Genomic DNA, 25,761 nt, shown 5'->3' with positions numbered 1-25,761 from the left:
GCTCCGAAAGCGACTGTGTTGGTCTCGACACGCTCGCTGGCGCTCGCGGCTCGACCAGCGGCGGAGGTCTCGTCGACGAGACAGATGTGCCGACTCGGCGACCCGATGAAGAACCAGTCCCCAACCGACTTGAAACCCCGACCAGCCCCGAAAGCGACCGTGTTGGTCTCGACACGCTCGCTAGCGCTCGCGGCTCGACCAGCGGCGGAGGTCTCGTCGACGAGACAGCTGTGCCGACTCGGCGACGCGATGAAGAACACGCTCGCGGCTCGACCAACGGCGCAGGCAGAACGTCAGCGACGCGAGCGGACCCCGAGCCGAGCGGTCTCCCCGGTAGCAGAACGCTCGAGCGCGGCGATGAGCGTGCGCGCGTCGTAGCGGCCCTCGTGGCGATGGGACCCGACGAAGAACGTCGGGGTGCCCCGGGCGCCGCTGTCGTTGGCGGAGGCCATGTCCTCACGGACATGTTCGGCCAGGTCCGGGTCCTCGAGGTCGCGGAGGAACTGCTCGACGTCGAGCCCGAGGGCACCGGCGTAGCCGGCCAGGTCCTGGTGCTCGAGCTCGTTCTGATGGTCGAAGAGGTGCTTGTGCATCTCCCAGAACCGACCCTGCCGCGCCGCGGCCTCGGCGGCGACCGCGGCCAGCTCGGCGTGCGGATGCTGGGGGAGGGGCAGGTGGCGTACGACGTAGCGGATCCGAGGCCCGAAGTAGTCGCGGACCTCGTTGGCGGTGCCGGTGGCACGGGCGCAGAAGGGGCACTCGTAGTCGAGGTACTCGACCAGGGTGATCTCGGCGTCCTCGGCACCGTAGATGTGGTCGCGCTCCGGGTCGACCGGGGTCGAGAGCACCTTCGGCAGCGCCGCGTCACGCTGGCCGAGGAATCGCGCGGCGAACTGGAAGATCAGCCAGCCGAGCGCGGAGGCGAGCACCACGGAGAGGAGTACGCCGACGATCGCGTCGCGCTGCAGCGTCTCGGAGTCGAAGGCGAGGGTGGTGATCAGCAGGGCGACGGTGAAGCCGATCCCGGACAGCGCGGCGCCGCCGAGGACATGGCCGCCACCGACCCCCTGGGGCAGCCGCCCGAGCCGCAGCCGCGTGGCGACGAGTGCGCCGCCGCCGATCCCGAGCGTCTTGCCCAGGACCAGGCCGGCCACGACGCCCCAGGTCACCGGCGAGCTCAGCGCCTCCCCGAGCACGCCGTTGCGCAGGTCGACGCCGGCGTTGGCGAGCGCGAAGACCGGCACGATGAAATAGCTCGTCGGTACGTGCAGCGTCTCCTGGAGCCGCTCGTTGACCGAGATCGTGCGGGTCAGCTCGTCGCGGGTCTCCCGCTGCAGCGTGGGCAGCGGCGACTGCCGGAACGCCCGGAACCGCGAGGTCGCGACCTCCATCTGGGCCCGGGTCGGCTCCGCCGCCGGCACCAGCAGGCCGGCCAGCATCCCGGCGATCGAGGCGTGCAGGCCGGCGCCGAGAGTGGCCACCCAGGCGATCAGGACGAGCAGTACGTAGGGTCCGGCCCGCCACACCTTCACCCGGTCGAGCACGAAGATCCCGACCAGGGCCAGCCCGGCCACGACCAGCGGCCCGATCGAGAGATGCTCGGTGTAGGCCACCCCGATCACGCTGACCGCGACGATGTCGTCGATGACGGTCAGCGTGAGCAGGAAGATCCGCAGCTGGGTGGAGACCGCCGGCCCGACCAGCGCGAGCATGCCGAGCAGGAACGCGGTGTCGGTGCCGATCACGATGCCCCACCCGCGCGCCGCCTCGCCGGAGGGGTTCAGCAGCAGGTAGATCAGCGCCGGCAGGAGCAGGCCGCCCGCGCCGGCGATCAGCGGGACCACCATGCGGCGACGGTCGGTGAGCTCGCCGACGGCGAGCTCGCGGCGTACCTCCAGGCCGACGACGAAGAAGAAGACCACCATCAGGCCGTCGTTGACCCAGTGGTGCAGGCTCATCGAGAGGCCGACGTCGCCGAACCGGACCGAGACCACCGTCTCCCACAGGTGCTCGTAGCCGTGCGACCACGGCGAGTTGGCCCAGGCCAGCGCCAGCAGCGAGGCGATGACCAGCAGTGTGGCGCTCGTCGACTCCAGATGCATGAAGTGCCGCAGTCTGGTGCCGAGCTGTCCGGTCAGGTCCTCGTCACGCCGGGACTTCGTCTGCTGTTTCCCCACAAGGAGGATCCTAGGCGCGCTGACCGTCCGACGTGTGGGCGCGCCGCCCTTCGGCCACCTCGCTCAGCCGCCGCGCGACGCCGTGCTTGGCGACGACGAGCTGGTCGACCACCGCGAGCGGCAGCTCGAGGACCTCGGTCAGCGTGAGCGCCGTCGCGGTCAGGGTGCCGCTCTCACGCAGGAGCGCCTCGGCGGTGACGACCTGGCCCCGGTCGAGGCGGGCCACGACGACTGCGCCGCCGGAGCCGCCCGAGGAGCCGGCGGGAGCGGTCACCTCGACCACACCGCTGGCCACGAACCCGTACGTCGTCGGCACCCGTCCCGGGCGGACGATGTGCTCGCCGGCGCCGAACGTGTTCAGGCGGCACTGCGGGGCGAGCGCCTCGATCTCCTCGTCGGTGAGCTCGAGCGTGGTCGAGACCGACCGGAGCGCCGCCTCGACATCGGCCGTCGGGCGGGTCTCCGGGGTGACGCCGTCGAGGGTGAGGCCGGCCCGGCGGGCCGCGTACCAGAGCCGTGTGCGAAGCGTGGAGCTCGCGACGCCGGCCTCGGAGGCGCTGGCCAGCGGCAGGGTCACGTCGTAGGCGCCACCACCGGTGGCGCGCACCGTCGCGACGGACCCGGGCCGGAGCGACGGCAGCGCCGCGGCGGTCGTCGTGACCGTCTCCACGACCTCGTGCGGTGGGTCGGCCGCCCCGAAGTCGAGGCTGAAGGTGTGGTCGTGAGCGCGGGTGGGACGGCTGTCGTTGGTGAACGAGGCCGCGGCCAGCGCGGAGTTGGGGATGACCTGGACCCCGCTGCCGGTGTCGAGGTGGGTGGAGCGCCAGTTCATCTCCACGACCCGGCCCCTGGCGCCGGCGACGTCGAGGGTGTCCCCGAGCCGGAAGGGCTGCTCGAAGAGGAGCAGCAGCCCGGAGACGACGCTGCCGATGGCGTTCTGCAGCGCCAGGCCGATGATGATCGACCCGACACCCAGGGTCGCCCACAGCCCGCCCACGTCGAAGCCCCACACCATCGAGGCCACGATCGCGGCGCCGGCCACGACCAGGACGAGCCGGGCGAGGTCGACGAAGATCCCGGGCAGCCGCTCGCGCCAGCTGCCCCGGTCGGCGTTGTCGAACAGGAGCGCGTTGAGGGCGCCGAGCGCGATGCTCACCGCCAGCACCCCGACGACGGTCGCCACGATGCGTACGCCGTTGTTGTCGGCCGGCAGGCTGCCCACCTGGGTGAGCAGCACCAGCAGCCCGGCTCCGGGGAGCAGCCACAGCCGCAGCCGGTTGACGGGGGCCGCGAGACCGCTGTCGCGGCGCACCAGGCGCAGGTGGACCTCGGAGAGGACCAGCAGCAGGATCGGGAGCCCGACGATGAGCGCCATCGCCCACCCGAACCAGGACGCGCCGCCGACGTCGACGATGTGGGTCATGACAGCACCACCTGCCACACCGGCCGGTCGTCGATGGTGCCGACCTGCTCGAAGTCGTACGCCGAGGAGAGCTGGCCCTTGACCTCGTCGGTCACGTAGATCCCGGCGTCACCGGCGACGGTCCGGACCCGGTAGGCCAGGTCGACCGCCTCGCCCCACAGGTTGTAGACCATGTCGCCCTGACCGACCAGCCCACCGCGTACGTCACCGGTGTGGACCCCCGCGCGCAGGACCAGGTCGGCACCGTTGGTGACGTTGAAGCGCTCGACCATCCGCGCCACGTCGACGGCGAAGTCGGCGACCCTACGGACGTGGTCGACGCGCTGCACGATGAGGCCGCTGCTGCCGATGTAGCCGGTGCCGACGCTGCGTACCTTCTCGATCCCGGCCCGATGTGCGGCGGCGTCGAAGCCGGCGGAGAGCTCCTTGAGCATGGCGAGCGACTCCTCGGCGGGTCGTTTGCCGGCGAACGCGTCGAAGCCGTCGATCTCGGTGTAGACGACCGAGGCGTTCTGGTGCTCGGCCGAGATCGTCGTCTCGCCGTGCTGGTAGCGGTCGGCGACCGCCTCGGGCATCAGCGAGCGCAGGATGCGGGAGTTCTCCGCCTGCTGCGCGTCGACGAGCTCCTGCTTGGCGGCCAGGCTCGCGCTGAGGTCGTTGAACGAGCTCGCCAGGTCGCCGAACTCGTCGCGGGACCCGGCGTCGACCTGGGCGCCGAGGTCGCCCCCTGCCACGGCGCGTACGCCGCTCATCAGCCGTCCCACCGGTCGGGTGAAGACCCGGGCCAGCAGGATCGAGATGCCGCAGACGAACAGGATCACGGCGGCTGTCGCGATGAGTACGTTGCGGGCGAAGTCCTGCACGGGTTCGAGCGCCTCGTCGGTCTCGATGGTCGCGACCAGCGACCAGTCGAGCCCCTCCACGTCCAGCGGTTCGTACGCGGCCAGTACGTCCTTGCCCGCGTAGTCGGTCATCTCGGCGACGCCGGTGCTGCCCTCCTTGGCCACTCCGGAGATGTCCGGCCCCGCGGTGAGGAGACCGACGGCGAGCTTCATCCGGAGCATCTGGTCGACCGTCTCCTCGCTCGCACCGTTGTCGCGCATCTGCTCGGCGAACGCCTTCGGATCGGTGAGCAGCTTGCGGGAGTTGGTGCGGAGAAGACCGTCGGTGCCGACGATGTAGGACTCTCCCGTCTCGCCGAGCCCGGTGACCTTGTCGGCCTTGCCCGAGCCCGTGGTGAGCATGGTGATCGCGTTCGAGGAGATCTGGTAGACCAGCACGCCGGTCGCGTCGCCGCCGGTGCCGATCGGCGAGGCGACGAACATCCGCGGGCGGCCGAACGCCGGCTGGTAGCTCTCGTAGTCGGAGATCGCCACGTAGTCGCGGTTGTTGGACCGCAGAGCTTCGCGCCACAGCGACTCCAGCGCCCCGTCGCGGAGCTCGCCGGTGTCGACGTCGCTGCCGAGGTCGGAGCCCTTGTCGGCGGAGTAGACGATGCGTCCGTCGGTGTCGATCATCATCACGTCGTCGAGCCCGAGCGAGTCGCGTACGGCACGCCAGTAGGGGTTCCACCTCTTGTTGGCCGCGGTCCAGGCCGAGCCGTCACCGGCGTCATCGACGTCGGAGACGGGACGTGAGGTGTCCGTCTCGGTGGTCGCCTCGACCGTGTAGCGCGCCTGCAGGTAGGTCCGCGCGGGGGAGGTCGGGATGAACGCCTCGGCGTTGATCTCACCGCCGACGTTCTCCTGCAGGTGGGGTGCGTAGTAGTCGTTGTAGTAGCGAGCCAGCGCCGCCGTGTCGGCGGGATCCACCGTGCCCCGCGCGAGCTCGTCGTACGCCGCGCTGAACTCGGCCATCGACTCCGGCCCGACCCCCTGGCTGTCGAGCACGACGCCGGCGGAGACGTTGTTGATCATCGCCGAGACCCGGGAGGCGCGCTCGTCGAGCACGTCCTGGAGCCGGCTGCGGGTGGAGTCCTCGAGTGCCTGCGTACCGCTGCGATAGCCGAAGTAGCCCACCACGATCGTCGACAGCACGCTGGTCAGCACCAGCATCAGCAGCAGCTTGGACTGGATGCTGCCGAAGCCTCGGCTGCCGCCACGCGACCGGGTCGCGAGCGGTTCGCGCGGCCCGCCGCCGTCGTCTCCGCCGCCGAGGCCGGACTCGGCTCCGTCGGCCGCTGCCGGCTGTCGTGACTCGGTCGCTCTCGCGTGGCCGCCCGCCCGTCGGACGACCGCGTCGCTCTGCCCCATGTGCACTTCCCCCTGCTGGTGCGCGCCCGTGGCAGAAGTCCCGAGACGGGTGCTGCCGCTCGTGCGAGCGTACATGCGAAGGGGATCGAAGCGCAGTGAACCGATTCAGATGGTCGTATCCGAACGCATCGTGACGCATCCGGACCGGATCAGGAGACTTCAGCGTCGAACGGCTACCAGTCCGGCGAGCGTGCCCTGGAGCAGGGTGCCGTCGGGGAGGATCGTGCCGACCATCTGCAGGGTGTTGGCCAGCGGTCCGAGGCCGAGGAAGGTCTCGGAGAGGATCTCGCCGTCGGCCGGGTCGATCCGGGCCAGGCGCCAGGTCAGCCCGCTGCCGCGGCGGGTGACGGTGTAGAGGACGTCCTCGCCGCGGGAGAGCCGGGGGACCGCGGCCGAGGGCACCTCGTTGCGCCAGACCGACTCACAGGTGCCGGAGCGCTCATCGACGTCGATGCGCTCCATCCCACCCGCGAAGTCGGCCTTGGCCGGGACGGACTCGCCCGCGTCCTCGGTCGCCTGCGCCGGATAGGGGTAGCCGTAGGTGCTGGCGATGTAGACCGAGCTTCCCCAGGCCACCGGCGAGTTCTCGGTGCCGCTGCTCTCCTCGGTGAGGATCGGCAGCCGGCAGACCTCCCGCCCGTCGCGGGCTCGGTAGACGAGAAGGTTCTCGCGCGGGGAGGCGTTGTCGGTGATCACCACGAACTCGGCGCCCGTACGCTCCCCGAAGAACGTCGGCGTCGAGCCGCTGCCGTGGCTGAGCTGCCCGGGCTTGCGGGCCGCGCCGCGGTCGTAGCTCTGTCGCCACACGGTCCGCACCGACTCGCCGTCGCGCCCGGCGCGGAGCAGGTACGTCGCATGGTCGGTCGTCACCGCGACCCCGCTCGGCGCACTGGAGATGGAGTTGGCGACCTTCTCGTCGCCGGCCCCGAGGCTCGTCGTGACGACCTCGCCGTCGGGCGTGACATAGCCCGCGCGTCCCTGGGCGGTTGCGAACCAGACGTTGGCGTCGTAGCCCGGTCCGACGGTGGTGACGGCGTCGCCCTCCGGCAGGGTCACCGGGACCTCACGCTCCACGTCGATCGACCAGCCGAGCCCCGAGCGGGAGTGCGTCAGCCAGAGCAGGGAGCCGGACCCGTCGACGGTGACGAGTCGCGACTCGTTGTCGACGTAGGCATAGACACCACCGAGCAGCGACCCGGCGGAGAGGTGGCGCCGGGCGACGGGGAGGAGCGTGGTGGGGTCGAGGAGGTAGAGGCTGGGCGCCCGGTCGATGTACTCGGTGCACAGCGCCTGCACCATCCCGTCGGCTCCGCTGAGGATCGTCGGGCACACCGCAGGCAGCGGCACCGGCTGCGCGGGGGAGGGGTCGGCGCCCGGGCCCTCGAACGGCGTCGTGTCGGAGGCCCCGGCGTCGCCGTGCATGTTCCAGGTGCCGTCCGGGCCGGCGTACGGGTTCGGCGGCATCGCGGCGCCGGCTGCTGGACCGGCTGCAGGGCCGGCCACGAGGACGACGAGGGCCAGAAGGACGGTGGCGGGCGCGGTCCGGCGGATCATGGTGAGGATCTAAGCATGAGTAAGTCGAGCGGATCGCTCGAAGATCATGTGGTGGGCGCCACAGGCGTTACACGAATGTCCAACAGATGCGTGACCTGTCACCCACATCATCGTTAGCCACTCTGACGGCGGGTAACAGCCGGATGACGGCGCCGAACCAAGGGGCGCCACCCGGTGCTCGGCCGTACATGGGGGCTTCCGGTGTATGTGTCCGGGTGTTGACGGGCGCAAACGCACACATCGTGGGCATGGCCCGATCGAACTATGTCCTATAGGTCTTATGGCTCGTAATTTGTAGAGGATAAAGTCCTTTCAAGTCTTCCTTGAAAGTCTGGATGGGAGTTAGATGGGCAACATGACAACTAGGCGCTCTCGGCCCGGCCGCCCTAGGCATGTTCCCGACTCAGGTACGACCTCACCGCGCGACCAGATCCTGGATGCCGCCTCGCGGCTGTTCGTCTCCCAGGGTTTCGCGGCGACGTCTACCCGCGAGATCGCCGACATGGTCGGCATCCGCCAGGCATCCCTCTACTACCACTTCGCGGGGAAGGACGAGATCCTCGGCGAGCTGCTCCGCCGGTCGGTCCGCCCGACCACGGACAAGGTCGAGAAGATCCTCGACCGGGTGCCGCCGCTCGACTACGAGACCGCGCTCTACCTGCTGGTCCTCGTCGATGTGCGCACCCTCGCTGACGTTCCGCACAACGTCGGCATGCTCTACCAGCTCCCTGACGTGGCCAAGTGCGAGGTCTACGACGAGTTCCGCAACGAGCACGCGGAGCTGGCCGGGCACTACGCACACCTGGCCGGCGAGATCGCCTCGAAGACGGTGCGCTCGACGGTCAGCCGCAAGCAGCTGGGTGACCTGCTCATCCAGCAGGTCGAGGGCGTGATCAACATGCGCACCGAGGACCCGAGCCGTCGGATCCCGTGCCGCGAGGCCTGGGCGATCGCCGCCACCTGCCTGCGGATCTGCGACGTTCCGCAGGAGAAGATCGACGCCGCGGCGCCTATCGCGATCGAGCTGCTCCCGCAGTTCATCGACGAGAAGGTCGTCGAGCCCGCCTGAGGCCCGATAACCCGGTGGACTCGGGTGCGCGGGTAGGTTTCGATGTGCGCATGACCCTCTTCGTCTCGCACACCACCATCGACTGCCACGACGCGTACGCGCTCTCGGAGTGGTGGAAAGCTCTGCTCGGCTACGTCGACGTGGAGGGTGACCCGAACCTTCCCGGTCACGAGGAGTGCATGATCCTCGACCCGGAGACCGGCCACCGGCTGCTGTTCATCGAGGTGGCCGACGAGGAGCTGCCCGCCAAGCGGATCCACCTCGACCTGCGCCCGCGGACCGGCACCCGCGACGAAGAGGTCGAGCGGCTCCTCGAGCTCGGCGCGACCCAGATCGCCGACCACCGCGGGAAGTACGGTCCCGGGACCGGCTGGGTGATCTTCGCCGACCCCGAGGGCAACCAGCTGTGCGTGCTGCGCTCCGAGGCGGAGGTCGCCGCCTGGGAGGCCGAGCGGGCCCAGACCTCAGGGGCGTAGCAGCTCATACATGCTGGAGAACCCCTGGTCGCCGTGACCCTGGGCGATCCGGCGGTCCATCAGCGCCTTCACCTCCCGCATCCGTACGGCCTCGACACCGGCCGACTCCCGGTGCCCGATCAGGTCGTCCATGAGCGCGGCCTGCACGTCGAGCGAGCCGAGGTCGGGGCCGTACGTCCCGCTCTTGATCGCTCCGGCCATCATCCGCAGCAGTCCGGCATAGCCGGACAGGGAACCGGCGACGCGCTCGGTGAACGACTCCAGGTCCATCCCCTCGGCCTCGACCAGGCTGAGGGTGTGCAGGAAGCCGATCAGGAACTCGTAGCCCATCGCGACCTGGGCGTTGAACTCGACAGCGGCATACCCCGCGTCCGGGCCGTGGTAGAGGACCGAGCCGAGCTCCTGCAGCGCCCGCCCGGCGCTCTCGTACGCGTCGCGGTTCCCGCTGAAGGCCAGCGACATCCTCGGCGTGCCGACGTCGGGCGGGTCTCCCATCACCTTCCCGTCTACGTACGCGGCCCCGTGCTCGCTCGCCCACGCTTCGTTGGCCCGCGCCTGGGCCGGGGAACCGCTGGTGAGGCTGACCAGGGTGTGGCCGGCGGCGGCTTCGCCGACCGACTCCAGGACGTCCTCGACCGCGGTGTTGTCCAGCAGGCTGAGGATCGTCAGCGGACTTGCCGCGACCGCCTTCGCCGCGGTGGAGGCGACGACGGCTCCGGCATCGGCGAGCGCCTCGGCCTTGTCGGCCGTCCTGTTCCAGACCGTGGTCCGGTAGCCGCGCTCGAGGTAGGCCCGGGCGAGGGCCGATCCCATGCTGCCCATCCCGATCACGGTGACGGCGGGTCGGTCGTTGCGTTCCGTCATTGGTCCAGCTCCATCTCTCGTCGGTGTGCCTCCATGCTCGAAGATCAAGCCGACTTGAGGTCAAGGACCATCTTTCGTCGGTTTTCACCTGTTCGAATCATCACTGTGCAGAACAGGCAGTTTCTTTATCGAATCAGCCTGTTTGAGTCGAGCGCGCCTTAGCCTGGACCCAGGTTTCGACCGACCGGTTGAAGATGAGCCGACAGGATCTCAACATGGCATCTGCGTCCCCTGATTCGAAGACCGGCCATTCCCGCCCACCTGACTGGGTTCCGGTCGAACGCCGCTGGTGGGGCCTCGACCGCCTCACGCTGCGTCCGGCCCTCATCGTCGTGGCATTCGCGCTGGTCGCGCACTTCGGTGTCCCGGCGATCGATGCGGCGCTGCCGAACGACGACGAGACGTCGGCAGGTGACCGGATGCTGCTGAAGAAGGGAGTCTCCTTCGTCGCGGCGCCCGGGTGGAACATCGAGTCGGGGATCGTCGAGGGTGACGAGCCGGTCAGCGGATCGCTGCCGCGCACCACTGTCCTGACGTCGGGGGAAGTCTCGTTCACGGTCACCGTCGGGGACTTCGACGGTGATCTCCACGGACTCATGAAACAGCTCGAGAAGACGACCGACGCCACCAACGGCAGCGACGGGTTCCACATCGCCGGCGATGCGTACGGCATCCGCAGCGCCGACGGCGAGGAGGGCCTGGTCGCGCGCTACAGCAGCATCGACGCCGACGGGGCCCTGGCGGTGTTCCTTCATGACGGCACGGGCGCTCAGGTGACATCGACGGGCCCCGCGGGCACGGACGAGGACGTCGTCGAGCAGGTGGCCGCGATGATCCTCAGTGTCGAGTTCGGAGAGGAGGACGGCGCATGATCACCTCGTCATCGACCGATCTCGCGGCCTTGGACCAGGAGCGCAGGGCGGCCATCACGGAGAACGGCTGGGGTGCCCGGTTCACGTTCTTCCAGCCCCGCAACCTCGCCTTCTGGGTCTGGCTTGTCTTCGTGATCTGGGGAACCTGGCACAACCTGCTGAGCACGATCGCGGCCAGCTACTACGCGCCCGCGATCGGCCTGGCGTTCGTCGTCTTCACCGTCTACGGAGCGGTGTTCTGGTGGTTCACCCAGCACATCGACCGGTATTCGTCCCAGCCCGCTCTGCTGCGGGTGATGGCCTTCCTGTGGGGCGGCTTCGCGGCGACGTTCGCGATCGCGGCGCCGGCGAACGACGCACTGCTGAGCATCTACGCAAAGCTCTTCGGTCAGCCCTTCGCGATGGACTGGGGTCCTGCCCTCGCCGCTCCGTTCACCGAGGAGTGGGGCAAGGGGCTGGGCATCCTGCTGCTCATCGCGCTGGCCCCTGGAGTGATGCGGACCGCGTACGACGGCTTCGTGGCCGGCGCCTTCCTCGGCCTGGGCTTCCAGATCCTCGAGGACGTCCTCTACGTCGCCCAGTCCGCGCCGACTCAGTTCGGCGCCAACCAGATCGGCGCCTCGCTGGGGACCTTCGGCGTACGGATGGCGTCCGGCATCGGCTCGCACATCTTGTTCAGTGCCATCTTCTGCACCGGTCTGGTGTACGCGATCGGTCTGCCCTCTCAGCCCCGGCGGCTCGGTCGCGGCATCGGTCTGATCGTGCTGGCGATGGTGCTGCACGGTGTCTGGGACGGGCAGAGCGCGATCGTGGCCAGCCTGTTCAGCGGCGGCGCCGCGATCGCCATGATCATCGTCTTGATGTGCTGTCTTCCACTGATCGGTGTCGCCATCGTGGTCCGGGTCTTCGGCATGGCTGTCGCCGGAGAGCGGGCCAGCATCCGCCCGATCCTGGCCCCGGAGGTCGCCAGCGGCGTGCTGACCCAGGCGGAGGTCGACGCGGCGGCGGGTGACCGCAAGGCGCGCAGGCGCTATCGCAAGGACGGCCACGGGCCGGGCCACCGCCACCGCAATCGCCATGTGCTCGAGGCGGTCTTCGATCTCGCGCACGAGCTGGGCCGCTCGGGAGGCGACAGCGACGAGCGGGTCGAGTTCGCCCGGGCCGAGGTCCTCCGACTGCGCCAGGCGGACGATCCCGCTCGTGAGGGCTGATCCGGCCGGGTCAGGAGAGCGGCACGAGGCCGTGGCTGAGGACGGCACGCTGGAGGGTGCCGTCAGCGGTCGCCCACTCGACCTCCGCCGAGGTGGCGGAGCCGGGGGCGTCGTAGGAGAGGACCGCGGTGGTGAGCCCGGACAGGTCGGCGGAGCCGTTGCCGAGATGTGGGAGCGCCAGGGCGGTGCCGGAGGTCCCTGGCGGCATGGTGAGGGCGAAGGTGTCGAGGTGGTCGGGCATCGGAACTCCTCTGCGTGTCGGTGGTTCCACCTTCGCCCGACCACCTGTGAGCCAGCCATGACCCGCATCGCGCCGGCCTGTGGGTCGTGATCTAGTCGGTCGCGACCGGGAGGTCGTGGTTGCTCCACTGGCTCCACGACCCGGGGAAGAGCGCGGCGTCGTAGCCGGCGATCGCCAGCGCGGCGATCTGGTGGGCGGCGGTGACCCCGGAGCCGCAGTAGGCGGTCACGGGGGAGTCCGCCTCGACGCCGAGCGCCGCGAAGCGGGCCCGGAGATCCTCGACGGGCAGGAAGCGGCCATCGGGCCCCAGGTTGTCGGCCGTCGGTGCGGAGACCGCACCCGGGATGTGCCCCGCCTTCGGGTCGACGGGCTCGACCTCGCCGCGGTAGCGCTCGGCGGCGCGGGCGTCGAGCAGAAGACCCTGGTACGCCTGGACCTGCTCGAACGGCAGCACGGGCAGGTGGTCCGGAGTGAGCGTCACCGTGCCGGGCACGGGTACGACGTCGTCGATGGCCAGCGGGTGCCCGGCGGAGGTCCAGGCGCCGAGGGCGCCGTCGAGGAGGCGTACGTCGGCGACGCCCGCCCAGCGCAGCAGCCACCAGGCGCGGGCGGCGGAGGTGTTCCCGACGGCGTCGTAGGCGACCACGGTGTCACCTGCGGAGATGCCCCAGCGGCGGGCGGCGGCCTGCAGCTCCGCGAGCTCGGGGAGCGGGTGGCGCCCGTCTGTCGGCTCGCCGTGGCGGGCCAGCTCGGTGTCGAGGTCGACGTAGACGGCGCCGGGGAGGTGGCCCTCGAGGTAGGACTCGTGTCCGGGCGGGCCGCCGAGCTGCCAGCGTACGTCGAGGAGGACCGGGGGCCGGTCGGAGGCGAGTGCGGTCGCGAGCTCGTCGGCGTCGATGAGTACGTTCACGGGTGGAGTCTTTCAGGAGAAGGTGGGCGGCTCATAGGCGCGTACGGGCGGGGTCGGGCCGTCGTAGCGGGTCACCGGGACCAGGACGTGGGCACCAGTGTTGGCCCCGGGCTCAGCGTGCCAACGGCAGCTCCAGGTTGTCGCGCAGTGTCGCGCCGAGGTAGTCGCTCCCGACGATCCCGCGGCGGCGGAGCTCAGGCAGCAGGCCGTTGGCGACGAAGTCGTGGGTGCGGTCCTCGCCGAGGTCGCCGACGCTGACCACGTCGAGCACCCCGAGGCGGTAGCGCTCCTCGATCGCGTCGGCGATCTGCTCGGGGGTGCCGGTCTCGGCCCAGTGGCCGGTGTCCTGGGCGGCGATGACGAGGTCGCGCAGGGTGCGGCCCTGGCGCGCCCAGGCGGCGAAGATCTCGACCCGGCCGCGCCGGCGGTTGATGCCGGTGATCTCGGGCAGCAGCGACTCCGGGACGGTCTCGTCGAGCCCGACCCCGGAGAGGTCGGCGTCGCCGAGCATGCTCTCCAGCCGGGCGCGGCCGGCGTCGAGGTCGATCGAGTCGGTGCGCTCCCGGGCGAGCTGCAGCGCCTCCTCCTCGGTGGCTCCGTAGGTGGCGTGCAGGGAGCTGAAGATCAGCGGCCGGTCACGTCGCCCGAACGACGCGGCCAGCGAGCGGATCCGGCCGGTGAACTCCTGGGCGATCTCGATGGTCGGCAGCGAGGTGAAGACGACCTCGGCGAAGCGCGCCCCGAGACGTACGCCGCCCTCGGACTGGCCCGCCTGGAAGATCACCGGCCGCCCCTGCGGCAGCGGCGGGATGTTGAGCGGCCCGGCGACGTCGAAGTGCTCGCCGCGGTGGTCGATGCGGTGCACCTTGCCCGTGTCGAGCCTGGCCGCCCCCTCGCCGACCCGCAGCGCGCCCGGCTCCCAGCTGTCCCACAGTGCGTGGGTCACCTCGAGGATCTCCTCGGCACGGGCGTAGCGCTGCTCGGGGGAGGGGATCTCGGCGTACCCGTAGTTCTCCTCGCCGAAGGCGGAGGTGACGACGTTCCACGCGGCCCGTCCGTTGCTGACGTGGTCGAGGGTGCCGAACTGGCGCGCCAGCGTGAAGGGGTCGTTGAAGGTCGAGGAGACAGTCGTGATCAGCCCGGTGTGGGTGGTCAGCTGGCTGAGCGCGGCCATGAAGATCAGCGGCTCCTGGGCGCCGATCGCCCCCTGGTTGCCGAACTGGAGCAGGTCGGCCAGGAAGAGCGCGTCGATCTTCGCCGCCTCCGCCCGCGGCGCGATCCTCGCCGCGTCGGCCATCGTCGATCGGGTCGGGTCGAGGGCCAGGTCGTAGATGCCCCAGTGCTGGCCGCCGGAGCCGGCCACGGTTTTGAGTGTGCGTCGCTCGGTCACATTAATAAGTTAATCACTCGAATTAGGTGTCATAGGTCGAATGTCCACGACGGGCGACCGGGATCAGTGCCGCGGCCGAGAGGAGGGTCATCGCGCCGGCGGCCACCAGGAACCTCCAGTCGCCGAGCCACACCGCGCCCAGCGGGGCGCCGGCGCGGGAGAGCGCCATCGGGGCGGTCATCACGGCAAGGATGCTGGCGAAGTGAGCGACCCCGAAGACGTCGGCGACGATCGAGGGCCTCGCCACGACGCTGACTCCGTAACCCAGCCCGAAGCAGGCGACACAGGCCAGGGTCGAGGGCACCGACGTGCCGGCCAGCGGAAGGGCGAGCAGGCCCGCGCCCTGGATCGCGAAGGACGCCGCGGTGACCCTCGCCATCCCGAACCGCGCGGCCAGCGGCGCCAGCGCGAGCCGTGAGGTGATCTGCAGGAGCCCGACCGCGAGCGGGAGCGAGGAGGCCACGCCGGCCGAGAAGCCGATGTCGCGGAAGTAGGTCACCATCGCGACCAGGAAGGCCGAGGTCGCGCCCGCCTGGGCGACGAAGCCGAGCAGCAGCAGCCAGAAACGTACGCTGCGAACCGCATGCCCGACCCGCAGACCGGTGCGCGCCACGATCCTGCGCGCGTGCGCCGCCCGCCCGGGCAACGCCCACAGGTGGGCCGGCAGCGCGATGAGCGCGAGCGAGGAGGCGAGCACGAGCAGCGTCGTACGCCAGCCGAGCTGACTCTCCAGCCACCCGGTGAGCGGGTAGTAGAGGCTCGTGCCCAGGCCGGTGAGCATGGTGACGACGACGAAGGCCCGGTCGCGCCCGGAGGCCTCGGTCGCGACCACCAGCACCGCGAAGGCCGCCTCGTAGGTCGACATCGCCAGCGCCAGGCCGATGAGCACGAACGCGCCGTAGAGCGTCGGCAGGTCCTCGGCCCGGGCGCAGGCGATCACGCCGACCACGCCGATCGCCGAGCCTGCCGACATCAGGGCCCGCCCGCCGTACCTGTCCAGCAGGGAGCCGACGGGGATGGCGGCGACGGCGCTGACCAGGATGGCGAGCGTCGTCGCGCCGGCGACCGCGGTGCGCGAGGCGTCCAGGTCGCGCGCCATCGGCAGGAGCAGGACCGGGACGGTCTGGATCAGGGCGCCGTAGCCCACGGTGTTGGTGATGACGAAGACCCAGACCAGACGCCGGGCGAGCGAGCCGGACTCGTCGTGCCCGGCGGGTCGGGGGATGAGGCCGGTGTCGTTCGCCGTCATCCGCGCAGCAGCGGAAGCAGCTGCTCGCCCTGTCGCTCGATCTCGGGGAGATAGGGGGTGTCGGAGAGCACGAAGTGGGTGATGCCGAGGTCGGCGTACTTGCGCAGCGACTTGGCCACGTCCTCGGCCGAGCCGACCAGCCAGGTCGTGCCCGCGCCTCCGCCGCCGACCTTGCCGGGTGTCGTGTAGAGGTTGTCGTCGAGCACCTCACCGCGCTCGGCGAGGTCGAAGAGCCGCTGCTGGCCCACCGCGGTGCGGCGGTTGCCGGTCCACTGCCGCTGCGCGGAGGTCTCGGCGAGGCGGGCCACCTTCGCCTCGGCGTCGGCCCAGGCCTCCTCGGTGGTGTCGCGGACGAAGGTCGTGATCCGCAGGCCGAACTCCAGCGGCGGGTGCTCGCGGCCGAGCTCGTCGCTCAGCGCCCGGAGCCGCTCGATGCGCTCCGCGACCCCAGCCAGCGGCTCTCCCCAGAAGAGCTGTACGTCGGCCTCGGTCGCCGCGACCCGCTCGGCGGCGGGGGAGGCGCCACCGAAGTAGAGCTTGGGGTGCGGGCGGCCCTCGCGCGCCTGGATGCGCGGGGTGAGCGTGGAGTCGGTGACCGAGTAGTGCTCGCCCCGGAAGGTCACTCCCTCCTCGGTCCACAGCCGCCGCACCAGCTGGAGGAACTCCTTGGTCCGTCCGTAGCGGGCGGCCTGGTCCGAGGCGTACGCCGCGTTGTCGCCGTAGGCGTCGAGATGGTCCTGCCCGGAGACGATGTTGACGCGGACCCGGCCGCCGGTGAGGTGGTCGAGGGTGGCCGCGGCGGAGGCGAAGTTGGCGGGGCTCCAGTAGCCGGGGCGGACCGCGATGAGCGGCTGGAAGGTGGTCGTACGCGCCGCCAGGGCCGAGGCCACGGTGAACGTGTCCGGGCGTCCCCAGCCGGTGCCGAGGAGGGCGCCGTCCCAGCCGTGCTCCTCGAGCGCGCGGGCGTGGCCGGTCAGGGTGTCGAGGGTGTTGTGGTCGGCGACCTGGTCGTCGCCGCGGTGACCGGGCTCGGACTGGTTGGGGATGTACCACAGCCGGGTCTGCTCGGGTCCGGGCGTGGTGGGGGACTGGGTCATGGGGTTCTCCTCGAAAGCGGTGGGGACGGGGTCAGGCGGCGAAGGCGCGCAGCTGCGCCTCGCGGACGGCGTCGGTCTGGCCCTGGACGAGCACGAAGAGCGCCGAGCGGGCGTGGAGCTGAGCGGTGCTGGTGCCGGCCAGGCCGCGCCCGGAGCGGGCGATGACCAGGGCCTGGGTCAGGCTGGTGAGCGCGTGGCCGCTGGCGACCTTCAGCTCGAGTCGGTCGGTGAGGGGGATGCTCTCGCCGCCGTCGGCACGGTCGATGAGGTCGTAGGCCCGCTCGCGGATGTCCGCGATCCGGGGCGCCCAGACCGAGGCGACCTCACGGGCGAGCGGGTGCGCCTCGGCGGCCAGCTCCGCGAGCACCGTGGCGGCCAGGCCGAAGTGGTGGGAACGGGCGTCGGCCGCCGCGGCGACGTCCTTGGCTCGCCACCGCTCCAGCGGGACGACCTCGAGCACGTTCTCGTCGCGGACCGTGACCGAGGCGAGGTCGACCCGCTCGGTCCGGCTGCCGGCGACGGCGCCGAGATGGAGCGGGCTGGCCGTGGTGCGCTCCTCGACCGGGACGAGCGCGAGCACCACCTCCTCGGTGGCGGCGTCGACGGCTGCGATCAGCAGCACCGAGTTGAGGCCCCAGCCGCTGACCCAGGAGACGGTGCCGTTGAACACCCAGCCGCCCGGCGCGCGCCGGGCGCTGAGATAGCGGTCGGGGAAGCGGCGTACGTCGCTGATGCCGGCGCCGACCAGGAGCTCGCCGCGCAGGACGGCGTCGACCAACGGGTGCTCGGCGTCGGGGTTCTGGTCGCGCCACAGGGAGAGCCGGGCGATGCTCGGGGCGTGCTGGGCCCAGACCAGCCAGGTGTTGAAGCAGGCTCCGGCGAGGATCTCGTGGATGCGACGGTCGACGGGCCGGTCGGCCTCGGCGCCCCCGTAGGCCCGTGGCGCCAGGTGGTTGAGCAACCCGAGCCGGCGCAGGTCGTCGATCACCTCGGAGCCGACCTCGGTGGCGTCGGTCTCGAGCGCCCGTGGCCGGAGCACGCGCTCGGCGTACTCCCGTGTGGCGGCGACGAGGGGGTGGTCGTCGGTGGCGTCGACGGCTGCTGCGCCGAAGAGCGCGGGGGTGGTGACCGGTGGCATCGAGGCTCCTCATCTGATTTTGAGACAGTAAGGCTACTAGAAAAATAAAGTCGATAAACTCAGTGCACTTAGTTCGGACGACCACTCGGGTGACACGTCAGCCGGCCCCACCAAGCGAAGGACCCACCACGAGATGAACACCAAGAGACTTCGTACGCTGCTTGCCTCGGTCACGGTCGCGGCGACGGCGGCGTGCGTGCTGAGCGCCTGCGGCGGCACCTCCGCCGCGGGCGGCGAGGCGGGGGAGCCCGTCCACGGCGGGACGCTCACCTTCTTCGACCCCGTCGACTACGCGGCCTGGGCGCCGACCAACTCGCTGTGGTCCAACAGCAACGTCACCGGCAACCTCGCCGAGCGACTCATCTGGCAGGACCCCGAGACCGGCGACTTCGAGCCCTGGCTGGCCACGAGCTGGGAGATCAGTGCCGACCACCTCGTCTACACCTTCAAGCTGCGCGACGATGTCACCTTCAGCAACGGTGACCCGCTCGACGCCGAGACCGTCAAGCTCAACTTCGACCAGCACGGCAACGGCGACGAGAAGCTCGGGATCCCGCAGGACCCGTTCTGGACCGACTACGCCGGCACGACCGCCGTCGACGAGCACACCGTGAAGGTCGAGCTGAGCAAGCCGAACGCGGCGTTCCTGCAGGTGCTATCGAACTACCGGGCCAGCTCCATCCTCGGCAAGCCGTTCCTCGAGCAGGACCTCAACGGCCAGGGCGACCTGAAGAACTGGATCGGCACCGGCCCCTTCGTCGTGGACGAGGTCGACGGCACCACCGGCGTGACGCTGAAGCGCCGCGACGACTACGACTGGGCGCCCGAGAGCGCCGCGCACCAGGGCAAGGCCTACCTGTCGAAGATCGTCTTCAAGACCGTGCCCGAGGCCGGCACCCGGGTCGGCGCGCTGCAGTCGGGCGAGGCCCAGATCGCCCGCAACATCGCCCCCTATGACGAGGAGACCGTGGAGGCCGGGGGCGGCAAGCTCGTGGCCATCCCGGTGCAGGGCGAGACCAACGACCTGACCATCCAGACCGGTGCCGCGGGTCCGACCCAGGACCTGCGGGTGCGCCAGGCGATCCAGGCGGCGACCGACCGCAAGGAGATCAACGAGACCGTCCTCTCACCGAGCTACGGAATCCCGACCAGCGAGCTGGTCAAGGGGACGCCGCTGCGCGGGGACGCGAGCGACTACCTCGGCTACGACCTCGAGAAGGCCAAGAGCCTGCTGGACGAGGCGGGCTGGAAGGCCGGTGGGGACGGGATCCGGGTCAAGGACGGCAAGCGGCTCAGCTTCCACCTCCGGGTGGCGCCCTTCTACCAGGTCTCCAAGTCCGTGCTCGAGCTGCTGCAGTCGCAGTGGGAGAAGGCCGGGATCGAGGTCCGGATCACCCAGCCCTCGCTCACCGACTACCAGGCCCAGGAGGCGGCCTCGCCCGCGGACTGGGTGTTCTCCCAGGGGCAGACCTCGACCGCGGAGGCCGGGGTGCTGCGTACGTCCTGGAGCATCAGCAAGCAGAACTCGGCCGGCTTCACGAAGCCGGACGCGACCCTGGAGAAGCTGCTCGAGCAGCAGTCGCAGGCCTTCGACGAGAGGACCCGCAAGGACCTGATCCAGCAGGTCGAGGACCGGATCTTCTCCCAGGCCTATTCGATCCCGCTCTACGACGAGACCCAGGTCTTCGGTCTCTCCGACAAGGTCCAGGGCTTCGCCACCGAGTCGACCGCCCGCTCCTGGCTCTACGACACCTGGCTGGCGGAGTAGCCGATGCGGACCTACGTCGCGAAGCGGGTCGCCCAGGCGGTGCTGGTGCTGTGGGCCGCCTACACGCTCTCGTTCATCCTGCTCAGCGCGCTGCCGGGAGACGCGGTCAACAACCGCATCCAGGACCCGGAGAGCCAGCTCTCTCCCGAGGCGGCCAAGGTGCTGCTGGAGTACTACGGCCTGGACCGACCGCTGTGGGAGCAGTACCTGCACGGCATCGGCGCCGTCCTGCGCGGTGACCTCGGCTACTCGCTGACCAACGCGCGGCCGGTCGCCGACCTCCTCGCCGACGCGCTCCCGGCGACCGCGCAGCTCACCGGGCTCGGTCTGGTCTTCGGGGTCGGGTTCGCCGCACTGGTCGCGCTGCTGGCCACCTACGCGCCGGTGGCCTGGGTGCGGAGCCTGGCCGGCTCGCTGCCGGCGCTGTTCGCCTCGGTGCCGACCTTCGTCGTCGGGATCGTGGTGCTGCAGTTCCTCGCCTTCCGGCTCTCGCTGATCCCCTCGGTCGACGACGGCTCCTTCCTCGCCCTGGTGGCACCCGCCGCCACCCTCGGGCTGGTCATCTCCGCGTCGCTCGCCCCGGTGCTGGCCGCCTCCATCCGGGGTACGCGCCGGCAGCCGTTCGTGCACGTGCAGCATGCGAAGGGCGCCGGTGAGGCCTACATCTTCCGCAAGGACGTGCTGCGGAATTCGACGCTGCCGGTGCTGACGCTCCTGGGCCTCACCGTCGGCGAGCTGATCGCCGGATCGGTGGTGACCGAGACGGTCTACGCCCGCAAGGGCATCGGCCAGCTGGTCGTCGGGTCGGTGAACACCCAGGACCTCCCGGTCGTGCAGGGCGTGGTGCTGCTCTCCACGGTGGCGTACGTCGCGATCAACCTGGTCGTCGACCTGGCCTACCCGCTGGTCGACCCCCGGATCCTGGTCGACGGCAAGGCCGCCCGGGTGAGCCGGCAGAAGGAGCCGGCCGCGGTCGGGAGCAGGACCGAGGTGCGTACGCCGCGCCTCCCGGCCGAGGTGGCGATGCCATGACGGCCAGGGCCATCTCCGCCAGGCTCACGCTGGTGCTGGCGATCGGTGTCGTCGCCGTGATCCTGCTCTGGGCGGCCGTGCCGGGGCTCTTCACCGACCACGGCCCGCTCGCGGTCGACCCGCGCAGCAAGCTCCTGCCGCCCTCGGCCGAGCACCTGTTCGGCACCGACCAGCTCGGCCGCGACCAGTTCTCCCGGGTCGTGCACGGCACCCGGGCCTCGCTGACCGGATCGGCGATCGCGGTCGGCGTCGCGGTCGTGCTCGGCTCGCTGGTGGGCGCGCTGGCCGGCTGGTTCGGCGGGGTCGTCGACACGCTCGTCGGCCGCGCGATCGACGTGCTGCTCTCCATCCCCGGCTTCCTGTTGGCGATCACGATCGTGGTGGTGCTCGGCTTCGGGATCGTCCAGGCGGCGATCGCGGTCGGGCTGACCTCGGCCGCGACCTTCGCCCGGCTGATCCGCTCGGAGGTGCTCAAGGCGCGCACCAGCAACTACGTCGAGGCGGCCGTCACCAGCGGCACCTCCACCTTCGACATCCTGCGCCGCCACGTGGTGCCCAACTCGCTGGCTCCGACGTTGTCGCTGATCACCGTGCAGTTCGGGATCGCGATCATCTGGATCGCCTCGCTGAGCTTCCTGGGCCTGGGCGCCCAGCCGCCCGACCCGGAGTGGGGCCGGCTCGTCTCCGACGGGCGCAGCTACATCGCCACCCGCGGCTACCTCACGCTCTGGCCCGGGCTGGTCATCGTCGCGGTGGTGCTCGCGATCAACCACATCTCCCAGCACCTGACGAGAGGACGGCCGTCATGACCGCCACCCCGCTGCTGTCCGTCGAAGGGCTCGACGTCGCGTACCGGACCGGGAAGGAGCTGACCCGGGTCGTCGACGGTGTCAGCCTCGAGATCCTCCCCGGCCAGGTGCTGGCGCTGGTCGGCGAGTCCGGCTCGGGCAAGACCACGACGGGGCACGCGATCCTGGGCCTGCTCCCCGAGAACGGCGTCATCACCGGCGGCGTCGTCCGCTACCGCGGCGAGCCGATCCAGAGCCTCCCGCCCAAGCGGATCAGGGCGCTGCGCGGCACCGCGATCAGCCTGATCCCGCAGGACCCGACGGTCTCGCTGGATCCGGTGCGCCGCATCGGGCACCAGATCGAGGACGTACTTGTCCTGCACACCAGCCTGGACGCCACCGCCCGCCGGAGCCGGGTGCTGGAGCTGCTCGAGCTGGTCGGCTTCAGCGACGTGGAGCAGCGCTTCGGCCAGTATCCGCACGAGCTCTCCGGCGGGATGCGCCAGCGGGTCCTGATCGCCGCCGCGCTGGCGGGTGAGCCGGACCTGATCATCGCCGACGAGCCCACCTCCGGACTGGACGCCACCGTCCAGGCACAGGTGCTCGACCTGATCGACGACCTGCGCCGGCGTACCGGGACCGCGGTGGTGCTGATCACCCACGACCTCGGCGTCGCCGCCGACCGCTCCGACCTCATCGGGGTGATGCGCGAGGGGCGCCTGGTCGAGGTCGGCCCGACCCGCGAGGTCCTCGACGATCCGCAGGACCCCTACACCCAGCAGCTCCTGGCCAGCGTGCCCGCGCGACTCGAGCTCGTCCGCGAACGCGCGGGGGAGAACGCCGCCGACGCGGAGGAGGATCCGGTCATCGAGGTCGCCGACCTGCGCAAGGAGTACGCCGGCTTCGCCGCGGTCGACGGCATCTCCTTCTCCGTGCGACCGGGCCGGACGCTGGCGATCGTCGGCGAGTCCGGCAGCGGCAAGTCGACCACCGCGCGGGTGCTGACCGGGCTCACCGAGGCCACCTCGGGCTCCGTCTCGCTGCTCGGCACCGAGATCACCGGGCTGTCCCGCAAGCAGTTCCGCCCGCTGCGCCGTGACGTCCAGATCGTCTACCAGAACCCGTACGCCTCCTTCGACCCCCGCTTCGACGTGCACGCCGTGGTGGCCGAGCCCCTGCGCGCGTTCTCCTCCGGCGCCCGCCGCGGGCGGAGCGCCCGGCGCGAGCACGAGGAGAAGGTGGTCGCCGCGCTCGAGGCGGCGGCGCTGCCCGCCGACTTCGTACGCCGCCACCCCCGCGAGCTCTCCGGTGGCCAGCGCCAGCGCGTCGCGATCGCCCGCGCGCTCGTCCTGGAGCCGAAGGTCGTCGTGCTCGACGAGCCGATCTCCGCCCTCGACGTCTCGGTGCAGGCCCAGATCCTGGAGCTGCTGCGCGACCTGCAGGACCGGCTCGGGCTGACCTACCTCTTCATCTCCCACGACCTCGCCGTGGTGCGCGCGATCTCCGACGAGGTCGCGGTGATGCGGCACGGGCGGATCGTCGAGCAGGGCGAGGTCGCCGGCGTCTTCACCGACCCGTCCCACACCTACACCCGCCAGCTGCTCGACGCGATCGCCGGCAGGGGTCTGACCACCGAAGGGCTCAGGGCCCACGTGAAGGAGCGCGCATGACGACCGAGGCGGCGGCCAACGGCCGAGCCATCACCAGCATCCGTGGGTTCGACCAGAGGGGCGTCGCCGGGCCCGAGTCGTACGAGGAGGCGGTGCTCGCATTTCGCGCCATCTTCGCGCAGCTTGCGCAGACGGCGGGGGAGCGGGATCGGACCCACACCCATGCGTTCGACCTGGTCCGCCAGTTGACTGACGCTGGAATCGGAAGGCTCCGGGTGCCCGTCGAGCACGGCGGCTACGGCGTGGATCTCCCGACATTGTTCGGTCTCCTGGCCGAGGCCGGCCAAGCGGACTCCAACGTGCCGCAGATCTTGCGTGGGCACTTCTCCGCGGTGGAGATCCTTCGCCACACCCCGGACGACCGGGTCGCTGGGCACTGGTTGCGCCGGATTGCTGCCGGAGCTGTGTTCGGCAACGGCCAGTCGGAGCCGGCAGGAGCGAACACCGCCGGTGCGGGCTTCGACATCTCCACTCACATCCATGAGGTAGACGGTCGCGCTGTCGTCTCCGGCACCAAGTACTACTCCACCGGATCGCTCTACGCGGACCACATCCGGGTCGCCGCACTGGACCCGGACGGCAACCGCGCCTTCGTCGTGGTTCCCGCCCGCCACCCCGGAGTCACCCACGTCGATGACTGGGACGGCATCGGGCAGCGGCTGACAGGCAGCGGAACGACCCACTTCCACCAGGTGCCGGTAGAGCCGCACGGCCATCTCGGGCTGGTCCAGGAGGCCCTGCGTCCGCTGCCCGCGTTCTTCCAGATCGTCCACCTCGCCAACCTCGCCGGGATCGCGCGCAGCATCCGCGACGAGACCATCGCAGTGGTCAGGTCCCGGCAGAGAACTGCCGTTCACGCGCTCTCATCCGTGGCGAGCACCGACCCGGAGGTGCTTGGCGTGATCGGGCGGCTACAAGCCAGGTCCCTGACTGTCGACACCCTGCTACGTCAAGTGGCCGAGGGCCTGGAGGCAGCCGATGCGGAGGGAACGCCGGAGGCATACGAGCGCAACTACATCGAGGTCTCGGCAGCCCAGGTCGCGGTCATCGAAGCCGTCCTCGACGCCGCGACGATCGCCTATGACGCCGGGGGCTCCTCGACTGTGCGCGAAGGCGTCCATCTCGACCGGCACTGGCGCAACGCGCGCACCCTGGCTTCCCACAACCCGGTGGTCTACAAGCCCCGCGTGATCGGCGACTACCTGGTCAACGGAACCTCTCCGACCTACTCCCACGAGCGGCCGGGGCAGGCACGGCCGGCGCAATCCGACTCGTCCAGCGAGCCGACGAACGAAGGAGCTCTCTCATGACACGTCAGCTTCACCTCAACGTCAACATCCTCAACGCCGGCGTCTTCGGTGGGTCCTGGCGCTTCCCGGGAACCGACGCGACCGCCAGCTACACCGTCGAGCACTACACCGAGATCGCACGGAAGGCGGAGGCCGCGAAGCTCGACGCGGTCTTCCTGGCCGACGGCCCCGTCCTCGACCCGAACATCCGGCACCGCTCGGGCAACAACCTCGAGCCCACCACGGTGCTGGCCCGGATCGCCGCGCAGACCGAGCGGATCGGCCTGATCGGCACCCTGTCCTCCTCCTACAACGACCCGGCCGACCTCGCCCGCCGGGTCGCCGACCTCGACCACCTCGCCGGTGGCCGGGTCGGCTGGAACGTGGTGACCACCGCCGGCCCGGTCGCGGCCCGCAACTTCGGCCGCGAGGGCGAGCCCGACCACGCGCTGCGCTACCGGCGGGCGGCCGAGTTCGTCGAGCAGGTGGTCGCGACCTGGGCCGCCCGGGACTCCTTCGGCTCGCCGCAGGGACGTCCCGTCGTCGTCCAGGCGGGCGGCTCCAGCGACGGCCGCAGGCTCGCCTCCCGCGTCGGCGAGGTGATCTTCTCCGCCGACCAGGACCTCGACCATGCCCGCGCCTTCCGCGAGGAGATCCGCCGCGGCGCCGCTGAGTTCGGGCGCAGCCCCGAGGAGGTCGTGGTGCTGCCCGGGCTCTCAACGGTGGTCGGCAGCACCGAGGCCGAGGCGAAGCAGCGCCGTGAGCTGCTCGACGAGGTCCTCCCCGACGCGTACGCACGGGCCCGGCTCGCCGGCCAGCTCGGGTTCTCCCTCGACGGGCTCGACGACGACGAGCCGATCCCGGCCGAGCTGCTCGTCGAACCCGACGCCGCGGGCGGGTCCCAGACCTTCTACCGGGTGGTGAAGGACTACATCGACAAGGAGAACCCCACCCTGCGCCGGCTGCTCAAGCACCTCAGCGGAGGTGGCGGCCACCGGATCGTGGTCGGCACGCCGGAGCAGATCGCCGACGACGTCGAGCGCTGGTTCCTCGCCGGGGCGGCCGACGGCTTCAACGTCATGCCCGACGTACTTCCCTCCGGGTTCGACCACTTCGTCGAGCAGGTCGTGCCCGAGCTGCAGCGCCGCGGCCTCTTCCGGCGCGAGTACGCCGGCACGACCCTGCGCGACCATCTCGGCCTCGGACTGCCCTCCGTGCCACAAGGCGTGTGGGAGCGCGCCCCACTCGCCGTCGCCCGCTGACCCGTCCGCCGACCAGCCCGGCCTCCACC

21 protein-coding genes are annotated in these 25,761 nt (G+C 70.8%); 10 read left to right on the top strand and 11 right to left on the bottom strand.

All coding sequences use genetic code 11. The features are described 5' to 3' along the window. Window positions 1-293: 293 nt before the first annotated feature. The 4 genes from nhaA to ACFU7D_RS10070 form a co-directional block, all read right to left on the bottom strand. A complete protein-coding gene (nhaA, locus tag ACFU7D_RS10085; protein WP_378866461.1) occupies window positions 294-2,177 on the bottom strand; it encodes a Na+/H+ antiporter NhaA in 1,884 nt (627 codons plus the stop codon). Between the two features lie 10 nt (window positions 2,178-2,187). Then, a complete protein-coding gene (locus ACFU7D_RS10080; RefSeq protein WP_378866458.1) occupies window positions 2,188-3,600 on the bottom strand; it encodes a mechanosensitive ion channel domain-containing protein in 1,413 nt (470 codons plus the stop codon). Further along, a complete protein-coding gene (locus ACFU7D_RS10075) occupies window positions 3,597-5,852 on the bottom strand; it encodes an adenylate/guanylate cyclase domain-containing protein (RefSeq protein ID WP_378866455.1) in 2,256 nt (751 codons plus the stop codon). The genes ACFU7D_RS10080 and ACFU7D_RS10075 overlap by 4 nt, the downstream gene beginning before the upstream one ends. Window positions 5,853-6,011: 159 nt before the next feature. Continuing rightward, entirely contained in the window at window positions 6,012-7,406 is a 1,395-nt protein-coding gene (locus ACFU7D_RS10070) for a hypothetical protein (RefSeq protein WP_378866452.1), read from the bottom strand. A gap of 355 nt (window positions 7,407-7,761) precedes the next feature. Here ACFU7D_RS10070 and ACFU7D_RS10065 point away from each other — a divergent pair, with 355 nt between their 5' ends. Beyond that, window positions 7,762-8,475 (top strand): TetR/AcrR family transcriptional regulator, encoded by a 714-nt coding sequence (locus tag ACFU7D_RS10065; RefSeq protein ID WP_378729602.1) that lies wholly within the window; start codon window positions 7,762-7,764, stop codon window positions 8,473-8,475. A gap of 50 nt (window positions 8,476-8,525) precedes the next feature. After that, the gene (locus ACFU7D_RS10060) at window positions 8,526-8,951 is read left to right on the top strand and encodes a VOC family protein (protein WP_378866449.1); all 426 of its coding nucleotides are present in this window, start codon (window positions 8,526-8,528) and stop codon (window positions 8,949-8,951) included. Here ACFU7D_RS10060 and ACFU7D_RS10055 read toward each other — a convergent pair. After that, window positions 8,940-9,815, bottom strand: coding sequence for an NAD(P)-dependent oxidoreductase (locus tag ACFU7D_RS10055; protein WP_378866446.1), 876 nt, complete (start codon window positions 9,813-9,815; stop codon window positions 8,940-8,942). The genes ACFU7D_RS10060 and ACFU7D_RS10055 overlap by 12 nt on opposite strands. Window positions 9,816-10,030: 215 nt before the next feature. Here ACFU7D_RS10055 and ACFU7D_RS10050 point away from each other — a divergent pair, with 215 nt between their 5' ends. Further along, window positions 10,031-10,687, top strand: a complete 657-nt coding sequence (locus tag ACFU7D_RS10050; protein ID WP_378866443.1) for a hypothetical protein — start codon at window positions 10,031-10,033, stop codon at window positions 10,685-10,687. Beyond that, window positions 10,684-11,898 (top strand): PrsW family intramembrane metalloprotease, encoded by a 1,215-nt coding sequence (locus tag ACFU7D_RS10045; RefSeq protein WP_378866440.1) that lies wholly within the window; start codon window positions 10,684-10,686, stop codon window positions 11,896-11,898. Before ACFU7D_RS10050 ends, ACFU7D_RS10045 begins: the two co-directional genes overlap by 4 nt. 10 nt (window positions 11,899-11,908) lie before the next feature. Here the strand turns inward: ACFU7D_RS10045 and ACFU7D_RS10040 are convergent, their stop codons facing one another. From ACFU7D_RS10040 to ACFU7D_RS10015, 6 genes are all read right to left on the bottom strand, one after another. After that, a complete protein-coding gene (locus ACFU7D_RS10040) occupies window positions 11,909-12,139 on the bottom strand; it encodes a hypothetical protein (RefSeq protein ID WP_378866437.1) in 231 nt (76 codons plus the stop codon). Window positions 12,140-12,230: 91 nt separating this feature from the next. After that, window positions 12,231-13,049, bottom strand: coding sequence for a sulfurtransferase (locus ACFU7D_RS10035; RefSeq protein ID WP_378866434.1), 819 nt, complete (start codon window positions 13,047-13,049; stop codon window positions 12,231-12,233). A gap of 112 nt (window positions 13,050-13,161) precedes the next feature. Continuing rightward, window positions 13,162-14,439 (bottom strand): NtaA/DmoA family FMN-dependent monooxygenase, encoded by a 1,278-nt coding sequence (locus ACFU7D_RS10030; protein ID WP_378866431.1) that lies wholly within the window; start codon window positions 14,437-14,439, stop codon window positions 13,162-13,164. A 22-nt stretch (window positions 14,440-14,461) separates the two neighbouring features. After that, window positions 14,462-15,688 carry an MFS transporter gene (locus ACFU7D_RS10025; protein ID WP_378866428.1) on the bottom strand — a complete coding sequence of 409 codons (1,227 nt, stop codon included), beginning with the start codon at window positions 15,686-15,688 and terminating at the stop codon, window positions 14,462-14,464. After that, window positions 15,685-16,785, bottom strand: coding sequence for an LLM class flavin-dependent oxidoreductase (locus ACFU7D_RS10020; RefSeq protein WP_378866425.1), 1,101 nt, complete (start codon window positions 16,783-16,785; stop codon window positions 15,685-15,687). Before ACFU7D_RS10020 ends, ACFU7D_RS10025 begins: the two co-directional genes overlap by 4 nt. 31 nt (window positions 16,786-16,816) lie before the next feature. Further along, window positions 16,817-17,923, bottom strand: a complete 1,107-nt coding sequence (locus ACFU7D_RS10015) for an acyl-CoA dehydrogenase family protein (RefSeq protein WP_378866422.1) — start codon at window positions 17,921-17,923, stop codon at window positions 16,817-16,819. 133 nt (window positions 17,924-18,056) lie between these two features. Here ACFU7D_RS10015 and ACFU7D_RS10010 point away from each other — a divergent pair, with 133 nt between their 5' ends. Genes ACFU7D_RS10010 through ACFU7D_RS09985 form a run of 6 tightly spaced genes read left to right on the top strand, consistent with a single transcriptional unit; the run spans window position 18,057 to window position 25,732 of the window. Continuing rightward, window positions 18,057-19,691, top strand: coding sequence for an ABC transporter substrate-binding protein (locus ACFU7D_RS10010; protein ID WP_378866419.1), 1,635 nt, complete (start codon window positions 18,057-18,059; stop codon window positions 19,689-19,691). A 3-nt stretch (window positions 19,692-19,694) separates the two neighbouring features. Continuing rightward, complete coding sequence (locus ACFU7D_RS10005) at window positions 19,695-20,723, top strand: ABC transporter permease (protein ID WP_378866416.1); 1,029 nt, start codon at window positions 19,695-19,697, stop codon at window positions 20,721-20,723. Then, on the top strand, window positions 20,720-21,532 hold the full coding sequence (locus tag ACFU7D_RS10000) for an ABC transporter permease (RefSeq protein WP_378866413.1): 813 nt from the start codon (window positions 20,720-20,722) through the stop codon (window positions 21,530-21,532). Before ACFU7D_RS10005 ends, ACFU7D_RS10000 begins: the two co-directional genes overlap by 4 nt. Next, window positions 21,529-23,181 (top strand): dipeptide ABC transporter ATP-binding protein, encoded by a 1,653-nt coding sequence (locus ACFU7D_RS09995; protein ID WP_378866410.1) that lies wholly within the window; start codon window positions 21,529-21,531, stop codon window positions 23,179-23,181. Before ACFU7D_RS10000 ends, ACFU7D_RS09995 begins: the two co-directional genes overlap by 4 nt. Further along, on the top strand, window positions 23,178-24,491 hold the full coding sequence (locus ACFU7D_RS09990) for an acyl-CoA dehydrogenase family protein (RefSeq protein ID WP_378866407.1): 1,314 nt from the start codon (window positions 23,178-23,180) through the stop codon (window positions 24,489-24,491). The genes ACFU7D_RS09995 and ACFU7D_RS09990 overlap by 4 nt, the downstream gene beginning before the upstream one ends. Next, complete coding sequence (locus ACFU7D_RS09985; RefSeq protein ID WP_378866404.1) at window positions 24,488-25,732, top strand: LLM class flavin-dependent oxidoreductase; 1,245 nt, start codon at window positions 24,488-24,490, stop codon at window positions 25,730-25,732. The genes ACFU7D_RS09990 and ACFU7D_RS09985 overlap by 4 nt, the downstream gene beginning before the upstream one ends. Window positions 25,733-25,761: the final 29 nt, after the last annotated feature.

The sequence above is a fragment of the Nocardioides sp. NPDC057577 genome (genome assembly GCF_042801335.1).
GTDB lineage: Bacteria > Actinomycetota > Actinomycetes > Propionibacteriales > Nocardioidaceae > Nocardioides.
Note: the sequence above shows the minus strand (reverse complement) of the source record. Positions and strands in the feature narration are given on the sequence as shown.